Source organism: Stenotrophomonas sp. Steno-C17, assembly GCF_056393165.1.
Genome location: NZ_JBWJPD010000004.1, coordinates 84,746 through 103,637, shown reverse-complemented (window position 1 = coordinate 103,637; position 18,892 = coordinate 84,746). Strand labels below are relative to the sequence as shown.

Sequence of the window (18,892 nt, the reverse complement as noted above, 5' to 3'; positions counted from 1 at the left end):
CACCGGGAACATCGTTAGCCTGCTGGGTCGACCATGCCGACCGCCGGTCCGTTTTCCCTGGGGTCTGAAGGATGAACCTACGCGATCTGAAGTACCTGGTGGCCCTGGCCGATCACAAGCATTTCGGCCGGGCCGCCGCCGCCTGTTTCGTCAGCCAGCCCACGCTGTCCACCCAGATCCGCAAGCTGGAGGAAGAGCTGGGGCTGCCGCTGGTGGAACGCGCGCCGCGCAAAGTGATGCTGACCCCCGCCGGCCAGGAAGCGGCCGCACGGGCACGGGTGATCGTGTCCGAAGTGGAGCAGCTGAAGGAAGCGGCGCGGCGCAACCGCGATCCGGAAGCAGGCACCGTGCGCCTGGGCATCTTCCCCACGCTGGGCCCGTACCTGCTGCCGCACGTCATTCCGCGCCTGCGCAGCCGCTTCCCGGAACTGGAACTGCTGCTGGTGGAAGAAAAGAGCGACGTACTGCTGGAGCGCCTGCGCGACGGCAAGCTGGACGCCGCGTTGCTGGCACTGCCGGTGGTGGACGACCAGCTGCACGCCGAGTTCCTGTTTGAAGAGCCGTTCCTGCTGGCCGTTTCCGGGCGCCATCCGCTGGCCCGGCGCGAGCACATGGATGTGCAGGAACTGGCCACGCAGAAGCTGCTGCTGCTGGAAGACGGCCACTGCCTGCGCGACCAGGCGCTGGAAGTGTGCCGCCTGTTCGGTGCCAACGAGAAATCCGAATTCCGCGCCACCAGCCTGGAAACCCTGCGGCAGATGGTCGCCGCCGATGTAGGGATCACCCTGCTGCCCAGCCTGTCGGTGCAACCGCCGGTGCCGCGCTCGAGCAACATCCGCCTGATCGATTTCGTCGGCGAAGGCCGGCCCAGCCGCCGCATTGCCATGGTCTGGCGCCGCAGTTCGGCCATGCATGGCTTCCTGACCGAGCTGGCCGAACAGTTCAAGCGGTTGCCAGAGGCGCTGTTCACCCTGGACGCGCAGGGCGCGCCGGCCGGCGAAGCGCCTGGCGCAGCGACGACGCTGCTGAACGGCTGATCCCCGTCGTTCGCCCTCGCGAGGTGCCGGGAGTCGATTCCGGCCACATTTGTCCCCACAATAGTCCCAGGCGGCGCTCGAAGCGCCGCCTTTTGCATGGCTATCAACCAAGGAGCACCACCATGAACACCGCCAGCGGCCTGCCGCCGTCGATCACCGTTTCCAGCTTCGACATGGACCGCCTGGAGGCCATGCTCGATTCCCCTGCGCTGAGCCAGACGCCTGCCGCGCTCGCGCTTTCCCAGGAACTCAACCGGGCCACCGTGCTGGCGCCGGATCAGATTCCCGAAGGCATCGTGATGATGCATTCGCGCGTGGAGTGCGAAGATGAGGTGTCGGGCGAGACGCACGTCCTGACCCTGGTCTTCCCCCGCGAAGCCAATGTCGACGAGGGCAAGGTCTCCGTGCTGGCCCCGGTTGGCAGCGCCTTGCTGGGCCTGGCCGTGGGCCAGAGCATCGACTGGAACGCACCCGGCGGCCGCAAGCTGCGGCTGCGCGTCACTGCGGTTCACAACGACCGTCCCTGAAACCCGCTGCGCACCGCGCGCGATTCGATTTCCCTGCACCAGGAGCCGTAATGAGTACCCCGTCCAAACTGTCCCAGCTGCGTGAACTGTCGGTGGTCGTTGCCGATACCGGTGACTACGACGCGATCAAGCGCCTGCAGCCGGTGGATTGCACCACCAACCCGACCCTGGTGAAGAAGGCACTGGACCTGCCGGTCTATGCCGAACTGATCGAGCGCGAACTGGCCTGGGGCCGGCAGCAGAGCGGTGACCGCGAAGCCGTGGTGCACGCGGTGGCCGACCGCCTGACCATCGGCGTGGGTGCGCTGCTGAGCACCCTGGTGCCGGGCCGTGTGTCCACCGAAGTCGATGCCGACCAGGCCCACGACACCGCCGCCACCGTGGCCAAGGCCCGCCAGTTCATCCAGATGTACGCCGACGCCGGCGTGCCGCGCGAGAAGATCCTGATCAAGATCGCCGCGACCTGGGAAGGCGTGGAGGCCGCGCGCATCCTGCAGGCCGAAGGCATCGACTGCAACCTGACCCTGATCTTCAACCCGACCCAGGCGCTGGCCTGCAGCGAAGCCGGCGCGTTCCTGATCTCGCCGTTCGTGGGCCGCATCCTGGATTGGTACGTGGCCAACGGCCAGACCCCGGCCAACATCGACGAAGACCCGGGCGTGAAGTTCGTGCGCGGCGTGTACGCCGAGTTCAAGCGCCGTGGTTCGCCCACCGTGGTGATGGGCGCCTCGTTCCGTTCCACCGCGCAGATCGAAGCGCTGGCCGGCTGCGACCGCCTGACCATTTCGCCGGACCTGCTGGAAAAGCTGGACGCCGACCACGGCGAACTGCCGCGCAAGCTGGTGGCCGGTGCGGCCGACGGCGTGGCGGTGACCCCGATCGACGCAGCGAAGTTCGCGGCGGACCTGGCGGCCGATCCGATGGCCACCGAGAAGCTGGCCACCGGTATCGACGCATTCGCCAAGGACCTGCAGGCACTGCGCGAGCGCATCCGCTCGGAACTGTGATTCCAGCCAACGGCTGAGCCCCTCGTGGCGGGCTGCTTGGCTCGGTAGAGTCGAGCTTGCTCGACTGACCGCTGGGACAACAGCCGCGCTGGGTCGGGCGGGTTGGGTTCGCGGGAGACGCCGTGAATCCATCCCTGGAGGCTTGGCCGCCGCATCCATGCGGCGGACACTCCCGCGAACCCAACCCGCCCGCCCTCTGACAGTTTCCGGTGGCCGCCCGCCACGGAAGAAAGAAAGAAGAGCAAACGCGGGTCGCGCGCTTCGCTTGCTCGCAGTCGAGCAAGCTCGACTCTACGGGACAATGCACGACCAAAGACCACGATCGCGGCGACGGCGTCGTGCACGACCAAAGAAAAAGGACGCGGCGAAAGCCGCGTCCTTTTTCTTTTCCATCAGTTCGTCACCAACCAATGCTCTTGCCCACCGTCACCGGGAAATGATCGAAGGCCGGGCGGGCACAGATGGCGGGACCGTCCACGGCATGGATGCCGTGGCCGAGCCCCCATGGACGGGTTTACGGCGTGTCCCGCCATCTGTGCCCGCCCTGCCAAACCGATCAAAACCCAGAGCCGGTTTGGATGTTGATGTTGATGTTGCCCGCCGCAGGCGGACCTCCGCGCGTCAGCGCGGCGCCTCCACATCCAGCCCGATCGGGCAGCTCACGCCGGTGCCGCCAATGCCGCAGTAGCCGTTCGGGTTCTTCGCCAGGTACTGCTGGTGGTAATCCTCGGCGTAATAGTACTCCGGTGCCGGATACACGATCTCGGTAGTGATCGGCCCGTAACCGGCCGCGTCCAGCTGCGCCTGGTACGCCTCGCGGCTGGCCAGCGCGGCCGCGTACTGCGCCTCGGTGGTGGCATGGATCGCCGAACGGTACTGGGTGCCGGTGTCGTTGCCCTGGCGCATGCCCTGGGTCGGGTCGTGGCTTTCCCAGAACAACTGCAGCAGCCGCTCCAGGCTGACCACCGCCGGATCGAACACCACCTGCACCACTTCGGTGTGCCCGGTCAGGCCCGAACAGACCTCTTCGTAGGTCGGGTTCGGGGTAATGCCACCGGCATAGCCCACCGAGGTGCTGTACACGCCCGGCTCGCTCCAGAACTTGCGTTCGGCGCCCCAGAAACAGCCCAAGGCGATGCGGATCTGCTGCAGGCCGGCGAAACGGTCCTTCAGCGGATGGCTGTTCACGAAGTGCTGGTTGCTGTGCAGCGGCAACGGCTGGTCACGCCCCGGCAGCGCCTCTTCCGCACGCGGCAGACGCTGCTTGAAGGCCCCGATGCCGAGGATGCCCTGGCCAATTCCCAACATGATGCGCTCCTACGCCGGCTGTCCGGCCCAATCGTCTGCATCGGAAATGGGGTCGGCCGGGCCCTGGCCCAAGTCCAGCGCGGCCACGATGTCCTCGGCCTGCGACCGCGCCGCATCGGGGATGCCCACCCGCAGCACGCCGAACAGCGGCAGTTCGCCCATGCCGCCCAGCAGCGATTCGCCGAACACGAAGGCGGGAATGCCCGCATCTTCCAGCGCGTGCTTCACCAGGTGGGCGTCGAACAGGTTGTCGGCCTTGTACACGATGTGCATGGGCGGCTCCTCGGGACAGGGTTCCAGCATACGCCCGGGGCCTGAATCGCGCCGCTGCGCTCGCCGGGCAGGGCGGCAAACCCCGGCAGCCCTGGCCGGTACGCGCTAGACTGTTGGTCTTTCTGCCCTTTTTCGCCCCAGACTCATGTCCGAGCACACCCCCGCCAGCCCCGAGACCCCCGCCGACAGCCACGAGAAGCGCGATTTCATCCGCCAGATCGTGCGCGAGGACCTGGCCAGCGGCAAGCACCAGGCGATCAAGACCCGCTTCCCGCCCGAGCCCAACGGCTACCTGCACATCGGCCACGCCAAGTCGATCTGCCTGAACTTCGGCCTGGCCGGTGAATTCAGCGGCGTGTGCAACCTGCGCTTCGACGACACCAACCCGGCCAAGGAAGATCCGGAGTACGTGGCCGCCATCCAGGACGACGTGCGCTGGCTGGGCTTCGAGTGGAACGAACTGCGCCATGCCTCGGACTACTTCCAGACCTATTACCTGGCGGCCGAGAAGCTGATCGAACAGGGCAAGGCCTATGTCTGCGACCTGTCGGCCGAGGAAGTGCGCGCCTACCGCGGCACCCTGACCGAACCGGGCCGCCCCTCGCCGTGGCGCGACCGCAGCGTGGAGGAAAACCTCGACCTGTTCCGCCGCATGCGCGCCGGTGAGTTCCCGGACGGCGCGCGTACCGTGCGCGCGAAGATCGACATGGCCAGCGGCAACATCAACCTGCGCGATCCGGCCCTGTACCGCATCAAGCACGTGGAGCACCAGAACACCGGCAACGCGTGGCCGATCTACCCGATGTACGACTTCGCCCATGCACTGGGCGATTCCATCGAGGGCATCACCCACTCGCTGTGCACGCTGGAGTTCGAAGACCACCGCCCGCTGTACGACTGGTGCGTGGACAACGTCGATTTCGCCCATGACGATGCGCTGACCCAGCCGCTGGTCGACGCCGGCCTGCCGCGTGAAGCGGCCAAGCCGCGCCAGATCGAATTCTCGCGCCTGAACATCAACTACACGGTGATGAGCAAGCGCAAGCTGATGGCGCTGGTGACCGAACAGCTGGTGGACGGCTGGGAAGACCCGCGCATGCCGACCCTGCAGGGCCTGCGTCGCCGCGGCTACACCCCGGCGGCGATGCGCCTGTTCGCCGAGCGCGTGGGCATCAGCAAGCAGAACTCGATGATCGATTTCAGCGTGCTGGAAGGCGCGCTGCGCGAAGACCTGGACAGCGCCGCGGCGCGCCGCATGGCGGTGATCGACCCGGTGAAGCTGGTGCTGACCAACCTGGCCGAGGGCCACGAAGAGCAGCTGACCTTCAGCAACCATCCGAAGGACGAGAGCTTCGGCAGCCGCCAGGTGCCGTTCGCACGCGAAGTGTGGATCGACCGCGAGGACTTCGCCGAAGTACCGCCGAAGGGCTGGAAGCGCCTGGTGCCGGGCGGTGAAGTGCGCCTGCGCGGCGCCGGCATCATCCGCTGCGATGAAGTGATCAAGGATGCCGACGGCACCATCACCGAACTGCGCGGCTGGCTGGATCCGGAATCGCGCCCGGGCATGGAAGGCGCCAACCGCAAGGTGAAGGGCACCATCCACTGGGTCAGCGCCGTGCACGGCGTGCCGGCCGAGATCCGCCTGTACGACCGTCTGTTCTCGGTGCCGAACCCGGACGACGAATCGGAAGGCAAGACCTACCGCGACTACCTGAACCCGGAATCGCGCCGCACCGTCACCGGTTATGTCGAGCCGGCCGCGGCCAGCGCGGCCCCGGAACAGTCGTTCCAGTTCGAGCGCACCGGCTACTTCGTTGCCGACCGCCGCGACCACACCGAAGCCAAGCCGGTGTTCAACCGCAGCGTGACCCTGCGCGACACCTGGTCGGCCTGAGGAACCGCGCGGGCGCCAGGACGGCGCCCGCCTGCCCCCGACAATGACCGCCGCCCCCTCCGCCCTGCTCTGGTTCCTGTCCCAGCACCCGTTGCTGGCGTTGCCGGTGCTGATGGCGCTGGCCGGCCTGCTGTCGTGGTGGCGGCGCACGCCGCTCTACCTCATCGCCATGTTTCCGCTGGCGATGCTGAACGTCTTCCTGGGCGCGTTCGTCAACGCGGCCTGGGTGAACTGGATCGGCGAGCGCGGCGAGGCGGTGATCGTCAAGGCCGAGGAAACCAGTTCCACCCTCAACGACCGCTACATCTGGCGTTACGAGGCGGTGGTGCATACCGCCGATGGGCAGGATGTGGACGTGGTGTTCCATACGAACACCATCTCGCTGTGGCCGCTGGAAAACGCGATCCGCATTCCCGCGCAGGGCCAGCCCTTCGCGGTGAAGTACGCACCCGGCTTCCCGCGCAGCATCGTGATCCTCACCAACGAATCGCCGCATGGCATCGCCCAGTCCCGCGCACGTGCACGCGAGCGGGTGGACGTGGCCGCGCGCAGGCTGCATTTCAGCCCCGGCAACGAGCGCTTCCGCGCCGATTACCGACGCGAACTGGACACCTGGCTGCGCGACCATGGCGATGACCCGGAACAGCAGGCGCAGGCGCAGCGCTACCGCGACGACCGCGAAGCCCTGTGACCGCAACCCCATCCCTACTGACAGGCCTGACATGACTGCTACCGCCAATCCCTTCCTTCCGCTGCTGATGCAGGTTCTGCAGGGGCGCGACATTGCCTGCAGCGTCGACGGCGCTGAACTGGTGCTGGACAGCGGCCTGCGCCTGGCCGCGCATGGGGTGGCCTCGAACGCCCGCGACAACGGCGGCTGGCAGACCTCCACCGTGATCGAAGTACGCCACCCGGACCTGTTCGCCGATGGCCTGTTCGAGTACCAGCACGCCGCCGGCGACAGCGAGCAGGAGGCGGTGCTGTCCGGCTTCGAAAACTGGGTGCGGGTGGACCTGGCGACGCTGCAGGCCGCCGTCGGCGCCGACGATGCGCCGGAACTGCAGATGCTGACCCTGCGCTACCCGGCCGAAGAAACCGGCACGGCGCTGGCGCGCGCGGTGGTGCTGGGGCCGCTGGCCCACTACCGCGGCGAACCGCGCGACGAGGCCGCCGCCTGCAGCGAGGACGACCACGGTTCCTGCCCCTGCTGCCTGTTCACCCAGAGCCTGGAAGCCTTCAACGATTTGCTGAAGACCCGCCAGTTCCTCGGCATCCGCCTGTTCGCCTCGCGCGATGCCGACGGCCAGTGCGAGGCCGACTGCCGGGTGAACGGCCATGACTTCCCCGCCGCCCTGCCCCTGCTGCGCGCCTACGCCGCGCGCTGGCCGCAGGCCGGGCTGGAATTCCGCAAGCAGTACGTAGTGATCCGCACCGACACCGACGCTGAAGCCGACGCCTGATCCCGCGCCGACACCCCCGCTGCATGCCGCTGCGGCTACACTGCGCGCCGGCTGTTGTTCCTGCCCCATCTCTCCACCTACGAGGCACCCCCGCGATGCTGTACGCGCAAGTCCACCTGACCCTTCCCGCCTGGATCCACGACCAGATCGACCTGGATCGTCGCTATCCGGGCGACGAGGCCAAGGTCGCACTGGCGATCGAGCTGTCGCGGCTGAATGTCGAACACGCCAGTGGCGGCCCGTTCGGCGCCGTCGTGTTCGGCCCCGATGACAAGGTGATCGCCGCCGGCGTGAACCGCGTCGTGCCGCACGCCACCTCGTTGGCACACGCCGAAAACATGGCCTACATGCTGGCCCAGCAGCGCCTGCAGACCCCGCGCCTGAACGCGGTGCTGTCGCCGGTCACCCTGGCCACCAGCTCGCAGCCGTGCTGCCAGTGCTACGGCGCCACGGTGTGGGCCGGCATCGACCGCCTGCTGATCGGTGCCAGTTCGGCCGACGTGGAAGAACTGACCCCGTTCGACGAAGGCCCGCTGCCGGCCGACTGGGTCGGCGAACTCAACAAGCGCGGCATTGAAGTGGTGCAGGGCCTGAACCGCGATGCCGCGCGCAGCGTGCTGCGTGCCTATGGGGAAGCCGATGGCACCCGTTACTGAGACCGGTATTGGCCTGCTCTGCCTGTGCCGGCAGGGTTTCGAACCCGAGCTGGCCGGCGAACTGCAGCATCGCGCCGGCCAGGCCGGTTTCGCCGGTTATGCGCGCACCCAGCGCAATGATGGCTACGTGCTGTTCATGTGCGACGAAGCCGCCACGCTGGCCCCGCGCCTGCCGTGGCGCGAACTGATCTTCGCGCGGCAGAAGCTGGTGGTGCTGGCCGAGCTGCCGCAGCTGGACCCGGCTGACCGCATCACCCCGATGCTGGAGGTGCTGGCCGATGCGCCGCGCTTCGGCGATCTGTGGGTGGAACACCCCGATTCGGATGCCGGCAAACCGCTGTCCGGCCTGGCCCGTGCGTTCGGCAATGCGTTGCGCCCGGCGCTGCGCAAGGCCGGCAAGCTGACCGACAAGCCGAACCCGCGCCTGCCGCGGCTGCATGTGGTCTTCGTCGATGGCACCCATGCGTTCGTCTGCGTGGCCGACCCGGCCGACAGTGCACCGTGGGCACTGGGCATTCCGCGCCTGAAGCTGCTTCCCGAAGCACCGTCGCGTTCGGCGCTGAAGCTGGACGAAGCCCTGCTGACCCTGCTGGCACCGGACGAGCGCGAGGCCCTGGTGAAACCGGGCATGCGCGCGGCCGACCTGGGCGCCGCCCCCGGCGGCTGGACCTGGGTGCTGACCCGCCAGCACGTGCACGTGCTCAGCATCGACAACGGGCCGTTGCGCCAGCACGTGCTGGACACCGGCCTGGTCGAGCACCTGCGCGCCGACGGCTTCCACTGGCACCCCGACCAGGCACTGGATTGGATGGTCTGTGACATGGTGGAACAGCCGCGCCGCGTGGCCGAACGCATGGCGACGTGGTTCCGCGAAGGCTGGTGCCGGCACGCGATCTTCAACCTGAAGCTGCCGATGAAGAAGCGCTGGGACGAAACCCGGCTGTGCCTGGATCTGTTCCAGGAACAGGCCGGCAAACCCCTGGTGGTGCGGGCCAAGCAGCTGTACCACGACCGTGAGGAGATCACGGTGCTGGCTTCGCCGCTGCGCTGAGGCGCGTACCGCGCCGTCGGTAGGTGCCAACCTTGGTTGGCACAACCTCGGAAACATCTTCGCCCCATCTGGGCCGACGTCGCCTGACAGACGTGCCAACCAAGGTTGGCACCTACCAGAGCAGCATCCCGCGCGGTCGGTAGGTGGCAGAGCAACGCGTCCGGCAGTGGGTAGGTGCCAACCTTGGTTGGCACAACCTCTGAAACGCCTGCGCCCCATCTGGGCCGACGTGGCCTGACAGACCTGCCAACCAAGGTTGGCACCTACCAGAGCGGCGTGCCGCCCGGTCGGTAGGTGGCAGAGCAACGCGTCCCGCAGTGGGTAGGTGCCAACCTTGGTTGGCACAGCCTCTGAAACGCCTGCGCCCCATCTGGGCCAATGTTGCCTGACAGACGTGCCAACCAAGGTTGGCACTTACCAGAGCAGCATCCCGCGCGGTCGGTAGGTGGCAGAGCAACGCGTCCCGCAGTGGGTAGGTGCCAACCTTGGTTGGCACAACCTCTGGAACACCTTCGCCCCATCTGGGCCAATGTTGCCTGACAGGCGTGCCAACCAAGGTTGGCACCTACCAGAGCGGCGTCCCGCGCGGTCGGTAGGTGGCAGAGCAACGCGTCCCGCGGTGGGTAGGTGCCAACCTTGGTTGGCACAACCTCTGGAACACCTGCGCCCCATCTGGGCCGACGTGGCCTGACAGATGTGCCAACCAAGGTTGGCACCTACCAGAGCGGCGTCCTGCGGTGGGCGGGTGCCAGAGCGGCGTGCCGCGGTAGGTAGGTGCCAACCTTGGTTGGCACTACCTCGGAAACACCTGCGCCCCATCGGGGCCGACATGGCCTGACAGATGTGCCAACCGAGGTTGGCACCTACCAGAGCGGCATCCCGCGCGGTCGGTAGTTGGCAGAGCAGCGCGTCCCGCAGTGGGTAGGTGCCAACCTTGGTTGGCACAGCCTCTGAAACGCCTGCGCCCCATCTGGGCCGACGTGGCCTGACAGACGTGCCAACCAAGGTTGGCACCTACCAGAGCGGCGTGCCGCCCGGTCGGCAGGTGGCAGAGCAACGCGTCCCGCGGTGGGTAGGTGCCAACCTTGGTTGGCACAGCCTCTGAAACACCTGCGCCCCATCTGGGCCGACATGGCCTGACAGACGTGCCAACCAAGGTTGGCACCTACCAGAGCGGCGTCCTGCGGTGGGTGGTAGCCGAGCGGCGTGCCGTTCAGACGCCGGCGGCGCGCTTCCAGAACGCCTGCACCAGAGGCGGCCACTTGCCCACGCAGCCCAGCGCGCGGCCGCGGGCCAGGGTCAGGTGCATCTCGTCGTTGGAAAACAGCCGGTTGATCGCATCGAAGCTGTACGCGGCAATCTGGTTGTCACTGCGGCGTTCGCGCGCCCAGCGCTGCAACCGCTGCGGCGACAGACGCGGCTGCCCACGGCGCTGGGCAGAGGGCGCCAACCACTGCTGCAGGGCGGCCACGTCGCGCAGGCCCAGGTTCACCCCCTGCCCCGCCAGTGGGTGCACCACGTGCGCCGCATCGCCCAGCGCCAGTACGCGACCGGACACATAGTAGCGAGCCAGCTGCCGGCGCAGCGGGAACGCCGCGCGCGCCGAGGCCAGGCGCAGTTCGCCCAGCCGCCCCGCAAAGGCGCGGGTCAGTTCGCGATTGAACGCGGCGTCGTCCAGCGCCAGCACGCGTGCCGCTTCGTCCTCGGGCAGGGTCCACACGATGGAACTGCGGCGCTCGGCCACCGGCAGCAGCGCCAGCGGCCCGGTCGGCAGGAAGCGCTGCCAGGCCGTGGCCTGGTTGGGCAGTTCGCTGTCCACATAGGCCACCACGCCGCGCTGGTGGTAGTCGTGCGATTCCACGTCGATGCCCGCCAGGCGGCGCAGGGTCGATTCGGCGCCATCGGCGGCCACCGCCAGCGCCGCCTCCAGCCTGCGTCCATCGTCCAGCCGCAGGCGCACGCCGTCTTCGTCCTGCTCCAGCGCTTCCACCCGCGCCGGACAGTGCACCTGCACACCCGCCGCTGGCAACGCTGCCCACAGGCGGTCCTGCAGCAAGCCGTTTTCAACGATGAAGCCCAGCTCACGCCGGCCGAAGCGGTCTGCGTCGAACAGCAGGTCATCGCCGCCGGCCGCATCCCACACCTGCATGCGCCGGTACGGCCAGGCACGGGCCTGGGCGATGGCCGGCCAGACCCCCAGGCGCTGCAACAGCTGCACGTTGTCGGCGGCGAAGGCGAACACGCGCAGATCCGGCTGCGCGGCCTGCCAGGCCGTCGGCTCGCGGCCTTCGACCAGCGCCACCGACAGGCCTGCATCGGCCAGCGCCAGGGCGCAGGTTGCACCCACCACGCCGCCACCGACCACCACCACATCCAGGCGCATGCGCCGGCTCATGCGGCTTCCCCACGGCACAGGCGCGGTACGTCGCCGCGGAAGCCCATGGCGCCCCCCACCAGCATCGATTGCACCGAGGCGCGTTGTGCCGCCACCAGCCCCAGGCTGCGCAGTGGGCGCAGCAGCGGTGCCGGATTGCTGGTCAGCCGGGCCAGCCCACCGGAGAACGCCACGGTCTGCTGCCGGTCTTCCGTGCGCCGGGCCACGTAGGCCTGCAGCAGCGCGTCACTGCCGGCATCGTCGGCGGCCGTTTCCAGCAGCTCGGCCAGGGTCAGCGCATCGCGCAGGCCCAGGTTGAAACCCTGCGCCCCCAGCGGATGGATGGTCTGCGCGGCATTGCCCAGCAGTACCGCGCGTTCGCCCACCAGCGCGCGCGCCAGCACCTGCACCAACGGGTAGGCGCTGCGCGGGCCCGATTCCAGCAGGCGCCCGGCGCGCCAGCCCAGCGTGTGCTGCAGGCGTTGCAGCCAGGCCGCGTCGTCCAGCGCCATGACGGCCTCGGCCTGGTCACGGGCCACGCCATGCACGCAGCCGAAGTGGCGGTCGCCGCGCGGCAGCAGCGCGGTCGGGCCGGTGTCGGTGAAACGCTCCCACGCGCTGCCATCAGGCGCGCGCTGGCTGCGCACGCGGGCCACGAACAGGGTCTGCTGGAAATCGTGGCGATCCACCGCAATGCCCAGCGCATCGCGTACGCCGCTGGCGGTGCCGTCGGCCCCCACCACCAGCCGGGCCAGCAGGACACGCTCGCCCGCATCGTCAGCCACGTGCACCTGGCGGTAGCCGTCGACCACCGCACCCAGTCCGATGAAACGCATCGGGCGGTAGCGGTGCAGCTGCGGCAGTTCCTGCAGCCGCGCCTCCAGCGCCTGGCCGAAATCGCGCGCGACCACCACCTGGCCGAACCACGGCCGGTCGTAATCGGCCGCATCCATCTGCACGCGACCAAAGTCGCCGGCACGGCTGACGTGGATGCGCCGGATCGGCCCCGGCGGCATGGCCAGCTTCTGCATCACCCCCAAGGCGGTGAGTGCGTTCACGGTGGCCGCGGCGAAACTGAGGTTGCGCTGGTCGAACACGGCCGGCAGTTCACCGGCCGGGCTCGCTTCCAGCAGCCCTACGTTGCGGCCCAGCCGGTCCAGGGCGATGGCCAGACTGGCACCGACCAGACCGCCACCGACGATCAGCACGTCATGTCGTTCACTCATGGGCCAATGATACGCGCTCACCGCACCGGCAGCCCCCGCCCGGCCGACCCTGCGCCAGCGCGCGCGGCGGGCTAGAATGGAAGCTGAATCCGCCCCACGGTTCCCCGTCATGTCCGACACCGCCCATCGCGCTTTCGTCCTGTCCGTGCTTGTGCTGCTGCTGGCGGCGACGCGCGTGAACCACTTCGCGGCCATCCCCGATGCCTCCTGGGCGGTGTTCTTCATCGGCGGCTTCCATCTCGGCCGCTGGACCCGCTGGGCGTTCCCGCTGCTGATGGTGTTCGCCGTGCTGGTGGACTGGATCGTGATCCGCAGCGCCGGGCTGGATTTCTGGCAGCACTACTGCGTGTCGCCGGGCTACTGGCTGCTGCTGCCGGCGTACTTCTCGCTGTGGGCCGGCGGCCTGCTGCTGGGCCGCAACTACCAGGGTGCGCAGTGGTCGGTGCTGGCCAGGGGTGTGGTGCTGCTGGTGGCCTCGGTGGCGCTGTGCCACCTGCTGGCCCAGGGCGGGTTCTACTGGACCAGCCGCAACGTGGCCGAACCGACCCTGGCCGGCTGGGCGCAGAACTACGCCCAGTGGTTCGGGCCCTACCTGCGCACCACCGCCCTGTATGTGGCGCTGGCCGCCGCGCTGCAGCTGGCCGTCGAGCAGATGCTGAAGCTGCATCAGGCCCGCCGCGACATCCACCACTGAGCACCGGCATGGGTCATCGGCTTTCGCGCATCTACACCCGTACCGGCGACGACGGCAGCACCGGCCTGGGTGACGGCAGCCGGGTCGCCAAGGACGATCTGCGCGTGGCCGCCTACGGCACCGTGGACGAAGCCAATGCCGCCCTGGGGCTGCTGCTGGCTGCGCCCTTGCCCGACGATGTGCGCGCGCTGGTGGTCCACCTGCAGCACCAGCTGTTCGATCTGGGCGCCGAACTGTGCGTGCCCGGCCATGCCGCCATCCACGCCGCCGACGTGTCGGCGCTGGAACAGCAGCTGGACCAGTACAACGCCGACCTGCCGATGTTGAAGGAATTCATCCTGCCTGCCGGTGGCGAGGCCGCTGCGCGTTGCCACCTGGCCCGCACCATCGTGCGCCGGGCCGAACGCGAAACGGTCAGCCTGGCCCGCGTGCAGAGCGTGCGCGGTGAAGCGCTGCAGTACCTCAACCGCCTGTCGGACCTGCTGTTCGTGCTGTGCCGGGTGCTGGCCCGTGCCGATGGCCACGGCGAAGCGCTGTGGCAACCGCAGCACCGGCAGGCCTGAGCGCAGATGCTGGTCTTCAGCCACCCGTCCTGCCTGCTGCACGATCCGGGCCCCGGCCATCCCGAGTGCCCGCAACGGTTGCAGGTGGTGCTCGACGCCCTGCACCTGGCCTTTCCCACCCAGCTGGACTGGCGCCAGGCGCCGCCGGCCAAGTTCGGCGAGCTCAGCCGGGTCCACGACAGCGCCCTGCTCGACTTCGTGCTGCAGCCGCAGACCGCGCCGCTGCGCCAGCTGGACATGGACACCTGGACCTCGCCCGGTTCGGCCAGCGCCGCCGTGCACGCCGCCGGCGCCGGCGTGGCCGCCGTCGATGCGGTCATGCTGGGCGATGACCCGCTGGCGTTCTGCGCGGTGCGGCCGCCCGGCCACCACGCCACCAGCAGCACCGCGATGGGCTTCTGCCTGCTCAACAACATCGCGGTGGCCGCCGCTTACGCCCGCGACCGCCACGGGCTGGAGCGCATCGCGGTAGTGGACTTCGATGTCCACCACGGCAACGGCACCCAGGACATCTTCCAGCACGACGCGCGGGTGTCGTACTACAGCACCCACCAGGCCGGCCTGTTCCCCAACTCGGGCCTGCGCCGCGACCGTGGCGCAGGCAACCTGATGAACATCCTGCTGCCGCCGGGCAGTGGCGGCTTCCGCTTCCGCAACGTCTGGGCCGACGAGATGCTGCCGGCCATTGACGACTTCCGCCCGCAGCTGCTGTTGATTTCGGCCGGTTTCGATGCCCACCTGCGCGACCCGCAGGCCGACCTGATGCTGGAAACCGAGGATTTCGCCTGGATCACCGGCGAACTGCACGCCCTGGCACGGCGCCATGCGGCCGGCCGCGTGGTGTCCATGCTGGAAGGCGGCTACGACCTGCAGGCCCTTTCCGAGTGCACCGTGGCCCACGTGCAGGCCCTGCTGCAGGGCACCGCCGCGGCCGGTCCAGGATGAACCCGAACCGGCCTCGGCCGGACGCCTTCATTGCCCCTATGCAAGGGATGGGGCAATCTACCGTCCGTTTTCGCCCGAATCCGAACCGCGTGCGCCGAGCCCTCCGCCTGCTTCCCCTGCCCCTGAGCATCGCTGTCTGCCTGCCGGCGATGGCCGATGACAAGCCGCTCAACTGGGGCCTGTGCCCGGCCACCGAAGTCATTCCCGCCTTCACCGATGCCCCCACCCCGGTGCCGGGGCAGGACAAGGCCGCCGTCAGCGCCCAGCGCGAGCAGCAGCCCACCGACATCGAGGGTGACCAGCTGCTGGGCACCACCACCGTGCCGCAGTACCAGGGCAACGTGGCGCTGCGCCGCGGCGACCAGTTCGTGGGCACCGACAAGCTCAGCTTCGATACCGACACCGGCAACTACATCGCCGACGGCAACGTGCGCTACCAGGATTCCTCGATCCGCATGGTGGCCAAGCGCGCCGAGGGCAACCAGGAAAGCGATACCCACAAGATCACCGACATCCAGTACCAGCTGGTGTCGCGCCGGGGCAACGGCGAAGCCGAATCGGTCGACCTGCAGGGCGCCGTCGGCCAGATGCACCGCTCCACCTACACCACCTGCGATCCGTCGCAGCCGGTATGGAAGCTGACCGCGCCGCAGATCGACGTGGACAACGACGAAGGCTTCGGCACGGCCCGCAATGCCGTGCTGCGCATCGGCAAGGTGCCGGTGCTGTGGGCGCCGTACTTCAAGTTCCCGATCGACGACCGCCGCAAGACCGGCCTGCTGTTCCCGCAGCTGGGCATGTCCGGCCGCAACGGCTTCGACTACACCCAGCCGATCTACCTGAACCTGGCGCCGAACTACGACGACACGCTGATGCCGCGCTACATGAGCCAGCGCGGCCTGATGCTGGACAACGAGTTCCGCTATCTCTACAACGGCGGGCGCGGCGAGCTGCTGACCGCCTACATCCCCAACGACGAACTGCGCGACCGCGACCGCGGGCGGGTGATGTACAGCGGTTACCACAACGTGGACAACCACTGGCAGGCCCGTGCCAACCTGGCCTGGGTGAGCGACGAGCGCTACGTCGAGGACTTCGCCAACCGCCTGCAGGGCGTGACCGCATCGAACCTGCAGAGCACCATTGGCCTGTACGGCACCGGCAAGGACTGGACGGCCGGCATCATGGCCGACCGCTGGCAGCTGACCGACTACACCCTGACCGAGTCGGCACTGGCCTACAACCGCCAGCCGCGCCTGTACTTCACCTGGGACAAGGCGCTGCTGCCGTGGGTGGAGACCAACCTGTACGCCGAAGCGGTGCGCTTCACCCACGATGACGTGCATGAGAAGTACGGCTCGGACCTGGAGTACGCGCGCACCGGCAACGTGACCCGCATGGACGGCGGCTCGCGCCTGGACATCAAGCCGTCCATCTCGTTCCCGTTCAGCGGCGCGGCCTGGTATGTCACCCCCACCCTGGCCTACCGCTACACCGCCTACAACCTGGACCGCGGACTGGCCGACAGCATCCGCAAGACCGTGCTGACCTCGCAGGGCATCGACCCGGCCACGGCCAGCGCCGAACAGCTGCGCGGCAATACCTCGCCCAGCCGGTCGCTGCCGATCGCCAGCCTGGACGCCGGCCTGTTCTTCGACCGCGAGACCACCATCGGTGGCAAGTCGTTCCTGCATACCCTGGAGCCGCGCCTGTTCTACCTGCGCACGCCCTACCGCAACCAGGACGACCTGCCGCTGTTCGACACCCGCGACTTCACCTTCAGCTGGGGCCAGCTGTTCCGCGATTCGCGCTACACCGGTGCCGACCGCCAGAACGATGCCAACCAGCTGACCATGGCGCTGGGTACCCGCTTCATCGACCAGACCACCGGCAAGGAACGGTTCTCGGCCAGCATCGGCCAGATCCAGTACTTCGACGAGTCGCGGGTGACCACCACCCCGGGCGGCGCGCCGGTGGAAAAGGGCAAATCGGCCTGGATCGCCGATGCCAACTACATGGTGAACGACCGCTGGACCCTGAGCGCCACCTACCAGTGGGACCCCAAGTACAAGCGTGAAGACCTGGCCAGCTTCCGCGCCCGTTACCTGATGTCCAACGATGGCGTGGTCAACCTGACCTACCGCCACCGCATCAACCCCGACGGCACCGATCTGCTGAAGCAGGCCGACCTGTCGTTCCTGTACCCGCTGAATGCGCGCTGGAGCCTGGTCGGCCGTTACTACTACTCGCTGGAAGACAAGGCCCCGCTGGAAATCATCGGCGGCGTGCAGTGGGACAGCTGCTGTCTGGCCGTGCGCGCCGTGGCCCGCCGCTACGTGCGCAACCGCGAAGGCGAGCTGAACAATTCCATCCAGATCGAGTTCGTGCTGAAGGGCCTGAGCTCGCTGGGCCAGGACACGGACCGTACCCTGCGCCGTGCTATCCTCGGGTACAACCGCGACGACCTTTATCTGGTGCCGCCCAGCAATACCGGGGTGACCCGGGACGACTACGATCCGAATCTGATCCCATGACCAAGCGCTTCCCCGTTCTTCTCGCCTCGCTGCTGGCGGTGTCCAGCGTGTCCGCCCCCCTGCAGGTCATCGCGCAGGAGGCCCAGCCGCTGGACCGCATTGCGGCGATCGTCGACGAGGACGTGGTCCTGCAGAGCGAACTGCAGCGCGCCATCGCCAACATCAAGGCCCAGTACGCCGGCCGCGAGAACCAGCTGCCGCCGGACGACGTGCTCAGCCGCCAGGTGCTGGAGCGTCTGGTCCTGGTGAAGCTGCAGGTCGCCCGCGCCCAGGGCAGCGGCATCCGTGTCAGCGACCAGGAGCTGAACCAGGCGATGAACTCCATCGCCCAGCAGAACGGCTCCAACCTGGACACCCTGCGCCAGCGCCTGGCCCACGACGGCATCGACTTCGAAGAGTTCCGCTCGTCGGTGCGCGATGAAATCACCGTGCAGCGCCTGCGCCAGAGCTTCGCCCAGAGCCGCATCAGCGTGAGCGAGGGTGAAGTGGATGCCGCGCTGAAGCAGCAGGCCACCGCCGGCAACCAGTACCACCTGGCGCACATCCTGATCGCCCTGCCCGACGGCGCCAACGCCGACCAGATCGCCACCGGCCAGAAGAAGGCCGACGGCGTGAAGACCCTGCTGGACAAGGGCGAGCTGGACTTCAACGCCGCCGCCGTGCGCTATTCGGACAGCCCCAACGCGCTGGAAGGCGGCGATCTGGGCTGGCGTACCCTGGACGAGATCCCGGCCGCCTTCGCGCAGATGATGCAGCAGATGAAGGCAGGCGATGTGGTCGGCCCGATCCGCGGCCCCAGCGGCTTCCAGCTGCTGAAGCTGGTGGAAGTGCGCGATGCCAACGCCGCCGCCGGTGGTGCCCACACCGTTACCGAGTACCACGCCCGCCATATCCTGGTGCGCGTGGACGGCAACCAGACCGACGCCGCAGCCAAGGCCAAGATCGACACCCTGCGCGCCCGCGTGGCCGGTGGTGCCGACTTCCAGCAGGTCGCCAAGGAATCGTCGGAAGACAACAACAGCAAGGGCCAGGGCGGCGATCTGGGCTGGTTCCCGGCCGATGCCTTCGGTCCGGCCTTCGGCCAGCAGGTGGAAGGCATCCAGGACGGCGGCGTCAGCCAGCCGTTCCGTACCGATGCCGGCTGGCACATCGTGCAACGCGTTGCCACGCGCCAGACCGATGTGACCAACGACAACCAGCGTGCCCAGGTGCGTGAAACCATCGGCCGCCGCAAGCTGGAAGAGGAATACAACCGCTTCCTGCAGGAACTGCGTGGCGAAGCCTACGTCAGCTTCCGCAGCGGCGACCGGGCGGAAAACACCGCCACCCCGCCGCAGTCCTGA

Annotated in this window: 17 protein-coding genes; 13 read left to right on the top strand and 4 right to left on the bottom strand. The window is 68.3% G+C overall.

All coding sequences use genetic code 11. The features are described 5' to 3' along the window. Positions 1-71: 71 nt before the first annotated feature. From AC06FA_RS05205 to AC06FA_RS05195, 3 genes are all read left to right on the top strand, one after another. Positions 72-1,037: a LysR substrate-binding domain-containing protein gene (locus tag AC06FA_RS05205; protein ID WP_478067413.1), complete on the top strand. Its 966-nt coding sequence runs from the start codon at positions 72-74 to the stop codon at positions 1,035-1,037. Positions 1,038-1,159: 122 nt separating this feature from the next. Beyond that, positions 1,160-1,564: a nucleoside diphosphate kinase regulator gene (gene rnk, locus AC06FA_RS05200; RefSeq protein WP_312706682.1), complete on the top strand. Its 405-nt coding sequence runs from the start codon at positions 1,160-1,162 to the stop codon at positions 1,562-1,564. Between the two features lie 50 nt (positions 1,565-1,614). Beyond that, positions 1,615-2,571, top strand: a complete 957-nt coding sequence (locus tag AC06FA_RS05195) for a transaldolase (RefSeq protein ID WP_478067412.1) — start codon at positions 1,615-1,617, stop codon at positions 2,569-2,571. A gap of 621 nt (positions 2,572-3,192) precedes the next feature. Here AC06FA_RS05195 and msrA read toward each other — a convergent pair. Continuing rightward, positions 3,193-3,858 carry a peptide-methionine (S)-S-oxide reductase MsrA gene (gene msrA, locus AC06FA_RS05190; protein ID WP_478067513.1) on the bottom strand — a complete coding sequence of 222 codons (666 nt, stop codon included), beginning with the start codon at positions 3,856-3,858 and terminating at the stop codon, positions 3,193-3,195. Between the two features lie 30 nt (positions 3,859-3,888). Beyond that, the gene (locus AC06FA_RS05185) at positions 3,889-4,152 is read right to left on the bottom strand and encodes a putative signal transducing protein (protein ID WP_478067411.1); all 264 of its coding nucleotides are present in this window, start codon (positions 4,150-4,152) and stop codon (positions 3,889-3,891) included. 145 nt (positions 4,153-4,297) lie between these two features. Between AC06FA_RS05185 and AC06FA_RS05180 the strand changes: the two genes are divergently transcribed. From AC06FA_RS05180 to rlmM, 5 genes are all read left to right on the top strand, one after another. Further along, positions 4,298-6,046 carry a glutamine--tRNA ligase/YqeY domain fusion protein gene (locus tag AC06FA_RS05180; protein ID WP_478067410.1) on the top strand — a complete coding sequence of 583 codons (1,749 nt, stop codon included), beginning with the start codon at positions 4,298-4,300 and terminating at the stop codon, positions 6,044-6,046. Positions 6,047-6,089: 43 nt separating this feature from the next. Next, complete coding sequence (locus AC06FA_RS05175; protein ID WP_478067409.1) at positions 6,090-6,737, top strand: hypothetical protein; 648 nt, start codon at positions 6,090-6,092, stop codon at positions 6,735-6,737. A 31-nt stretch (positions 6,738-6,768) separates the two neighbouring features. Continuing rightward, complete coding sequence (locus tag AC06FA_RS05170; RefSeq protein ID WP_478067408.1) at positions 6,769-7,506, top strand: DUF6348 family protein; 738 nt, start codon at positions 6,769-6,771, stop codon at positions 7,504-7,506. A 95-nt stretch (positions 7,507-7,601) separates the two neighbouring features. Continuing rightward, positions 7,602-8,162, top strand: coding sequence for a nucleoside deaminase (locus AC06FA_RS05165; RefSeq protein WP_108755466.1), 561 nt, complete (start codon positions 7,602-7,604; stop codon positions 8,160-8,162). Beyond that, the gene (rlmM, locus tag AC06FA_RS05160; protein ID WP_478067407.1) at positions 8,146-9,213 is read left to right on the top strand and encodes a 23S rRNA (cytidine(2498)-2'-O)-methyltransferase RlmM; all 1,068 of its coding nucleotides are present in this window, start codon (positions 8,146-8,148) and stop codon (positions 9,211-9,213) included. Before AC06FA_RS05165 ends, rlmM begins: the two co-directional genes overlap by 17 nt. A 1,213-nt stretch (positions 9,214-10,426) precedes the next feature. Here the strand turns inward: rlmM and AC06FA_RS05155 are convergent. Beyond that, positions 10,427-11,608: a UbiH/UbiF family hydroxylase gene (locus AC06FA_RS05155; RefSeq protein ID WP_478067406.1), complete on the bottom strand. Its 1,182-nt coding sequence runs from the start codon at positions 11,606-11,608 to the stop codon at positions 10,427-10,429. Then, positions 11,605-12,813 carry a 2-octaprenyl-6-methoxyphenyl hydroxylase gene (gene ubiH / locus AC06FA_RS05150; protein WP_478067405.1) on the bottom strand — a complete coding sequence of 403 codons (1,209 nt, stop codon included), beginning with the start codon at positions 12,811-12,813 and terminating at the stop codon, positions 11,605-11,607. The genes AC06FA_RS05155 and ubiH overlap by 4 nt, the downstream gene beginning before the upstream one ends. Positions 12,814-12,922: 109 nt before the next feature. Here ubiH and AC06FA_RS05145 point away from each other — a divergent pair, with 109 nt between their 5' ends. The 5 genes from AC06FA_RS05145 to AC06FA_RS05125 all read left to right on the top strand — a co-directional run bounded on the left by AC06FA_RS05145 (position 12,923) and on the right by AC06FA_RS05125 (position 18,892). Further along, positions 12,923-13,507 (top strand): hypothetical protein, encoded by a 585-nt coding sequence (locus AC06FA_RS05145; protein WP_478067404.1) that lies wholly within the window; start codon positions 12,923-12,925, stop codon positions 13,505-13,507. 8 nt (positions 13,508-13,515) lie between these two features. Then, positions 13,516-14,070 carry a cob(I)yrinic acid a,c-diamide adenosyltransferase gene (locus AC06FA_RS05140; RefSeq protein ID WP_478067403.1) on the top strand — a complete coding sequence of 185 codons (555 nt, stop codon included), beginning with the start codon at positions 13,516-13,518 and terminating at the stop codon, positions 14,068-14,070. Between the two features lie 6 nt (positions 14,071-14,076). Beyond that, positions 14,077-15,015: a histone deacetylase family protein gene (locus tag AC06FA_RS05135; RefSeq protein WP_478067402.1), complete on the top strand. Its 939-nt coding sequence runs from the start codon at positions 14,077-14,079 to the stop codon at positions 15,013-15,015. 89 nt (positions 15,016-15,104) lie between these two features. Then, positions 15,105-17,549, top strand: a complete 2,445-nt coding sequence (gene lptD / locus AC06FA_RS05130) for an LPS-assembly protein LptD (RefSeq protein ID WP_478067401.1) — start codon at positions 15,105-15,107, stop codon at positions 17,547-17,549. Next, positions 17,546-18,892 carry a peptidylprolyl isomerase gene (locus AC06FA_RS05125; RefSeq protein ID WP_478067400.1) on the top strand — a complete coding sequence of 449 codons (1,347 nt, stop codon included), beginning with the start codon at positions 17,546-17,548 and terminating at the stop codon, positions 18,890-18,892. The genes lptD and AC06FA_RS05125 overlap by 4 nt, the downstream gene beginning before the upstream one ends.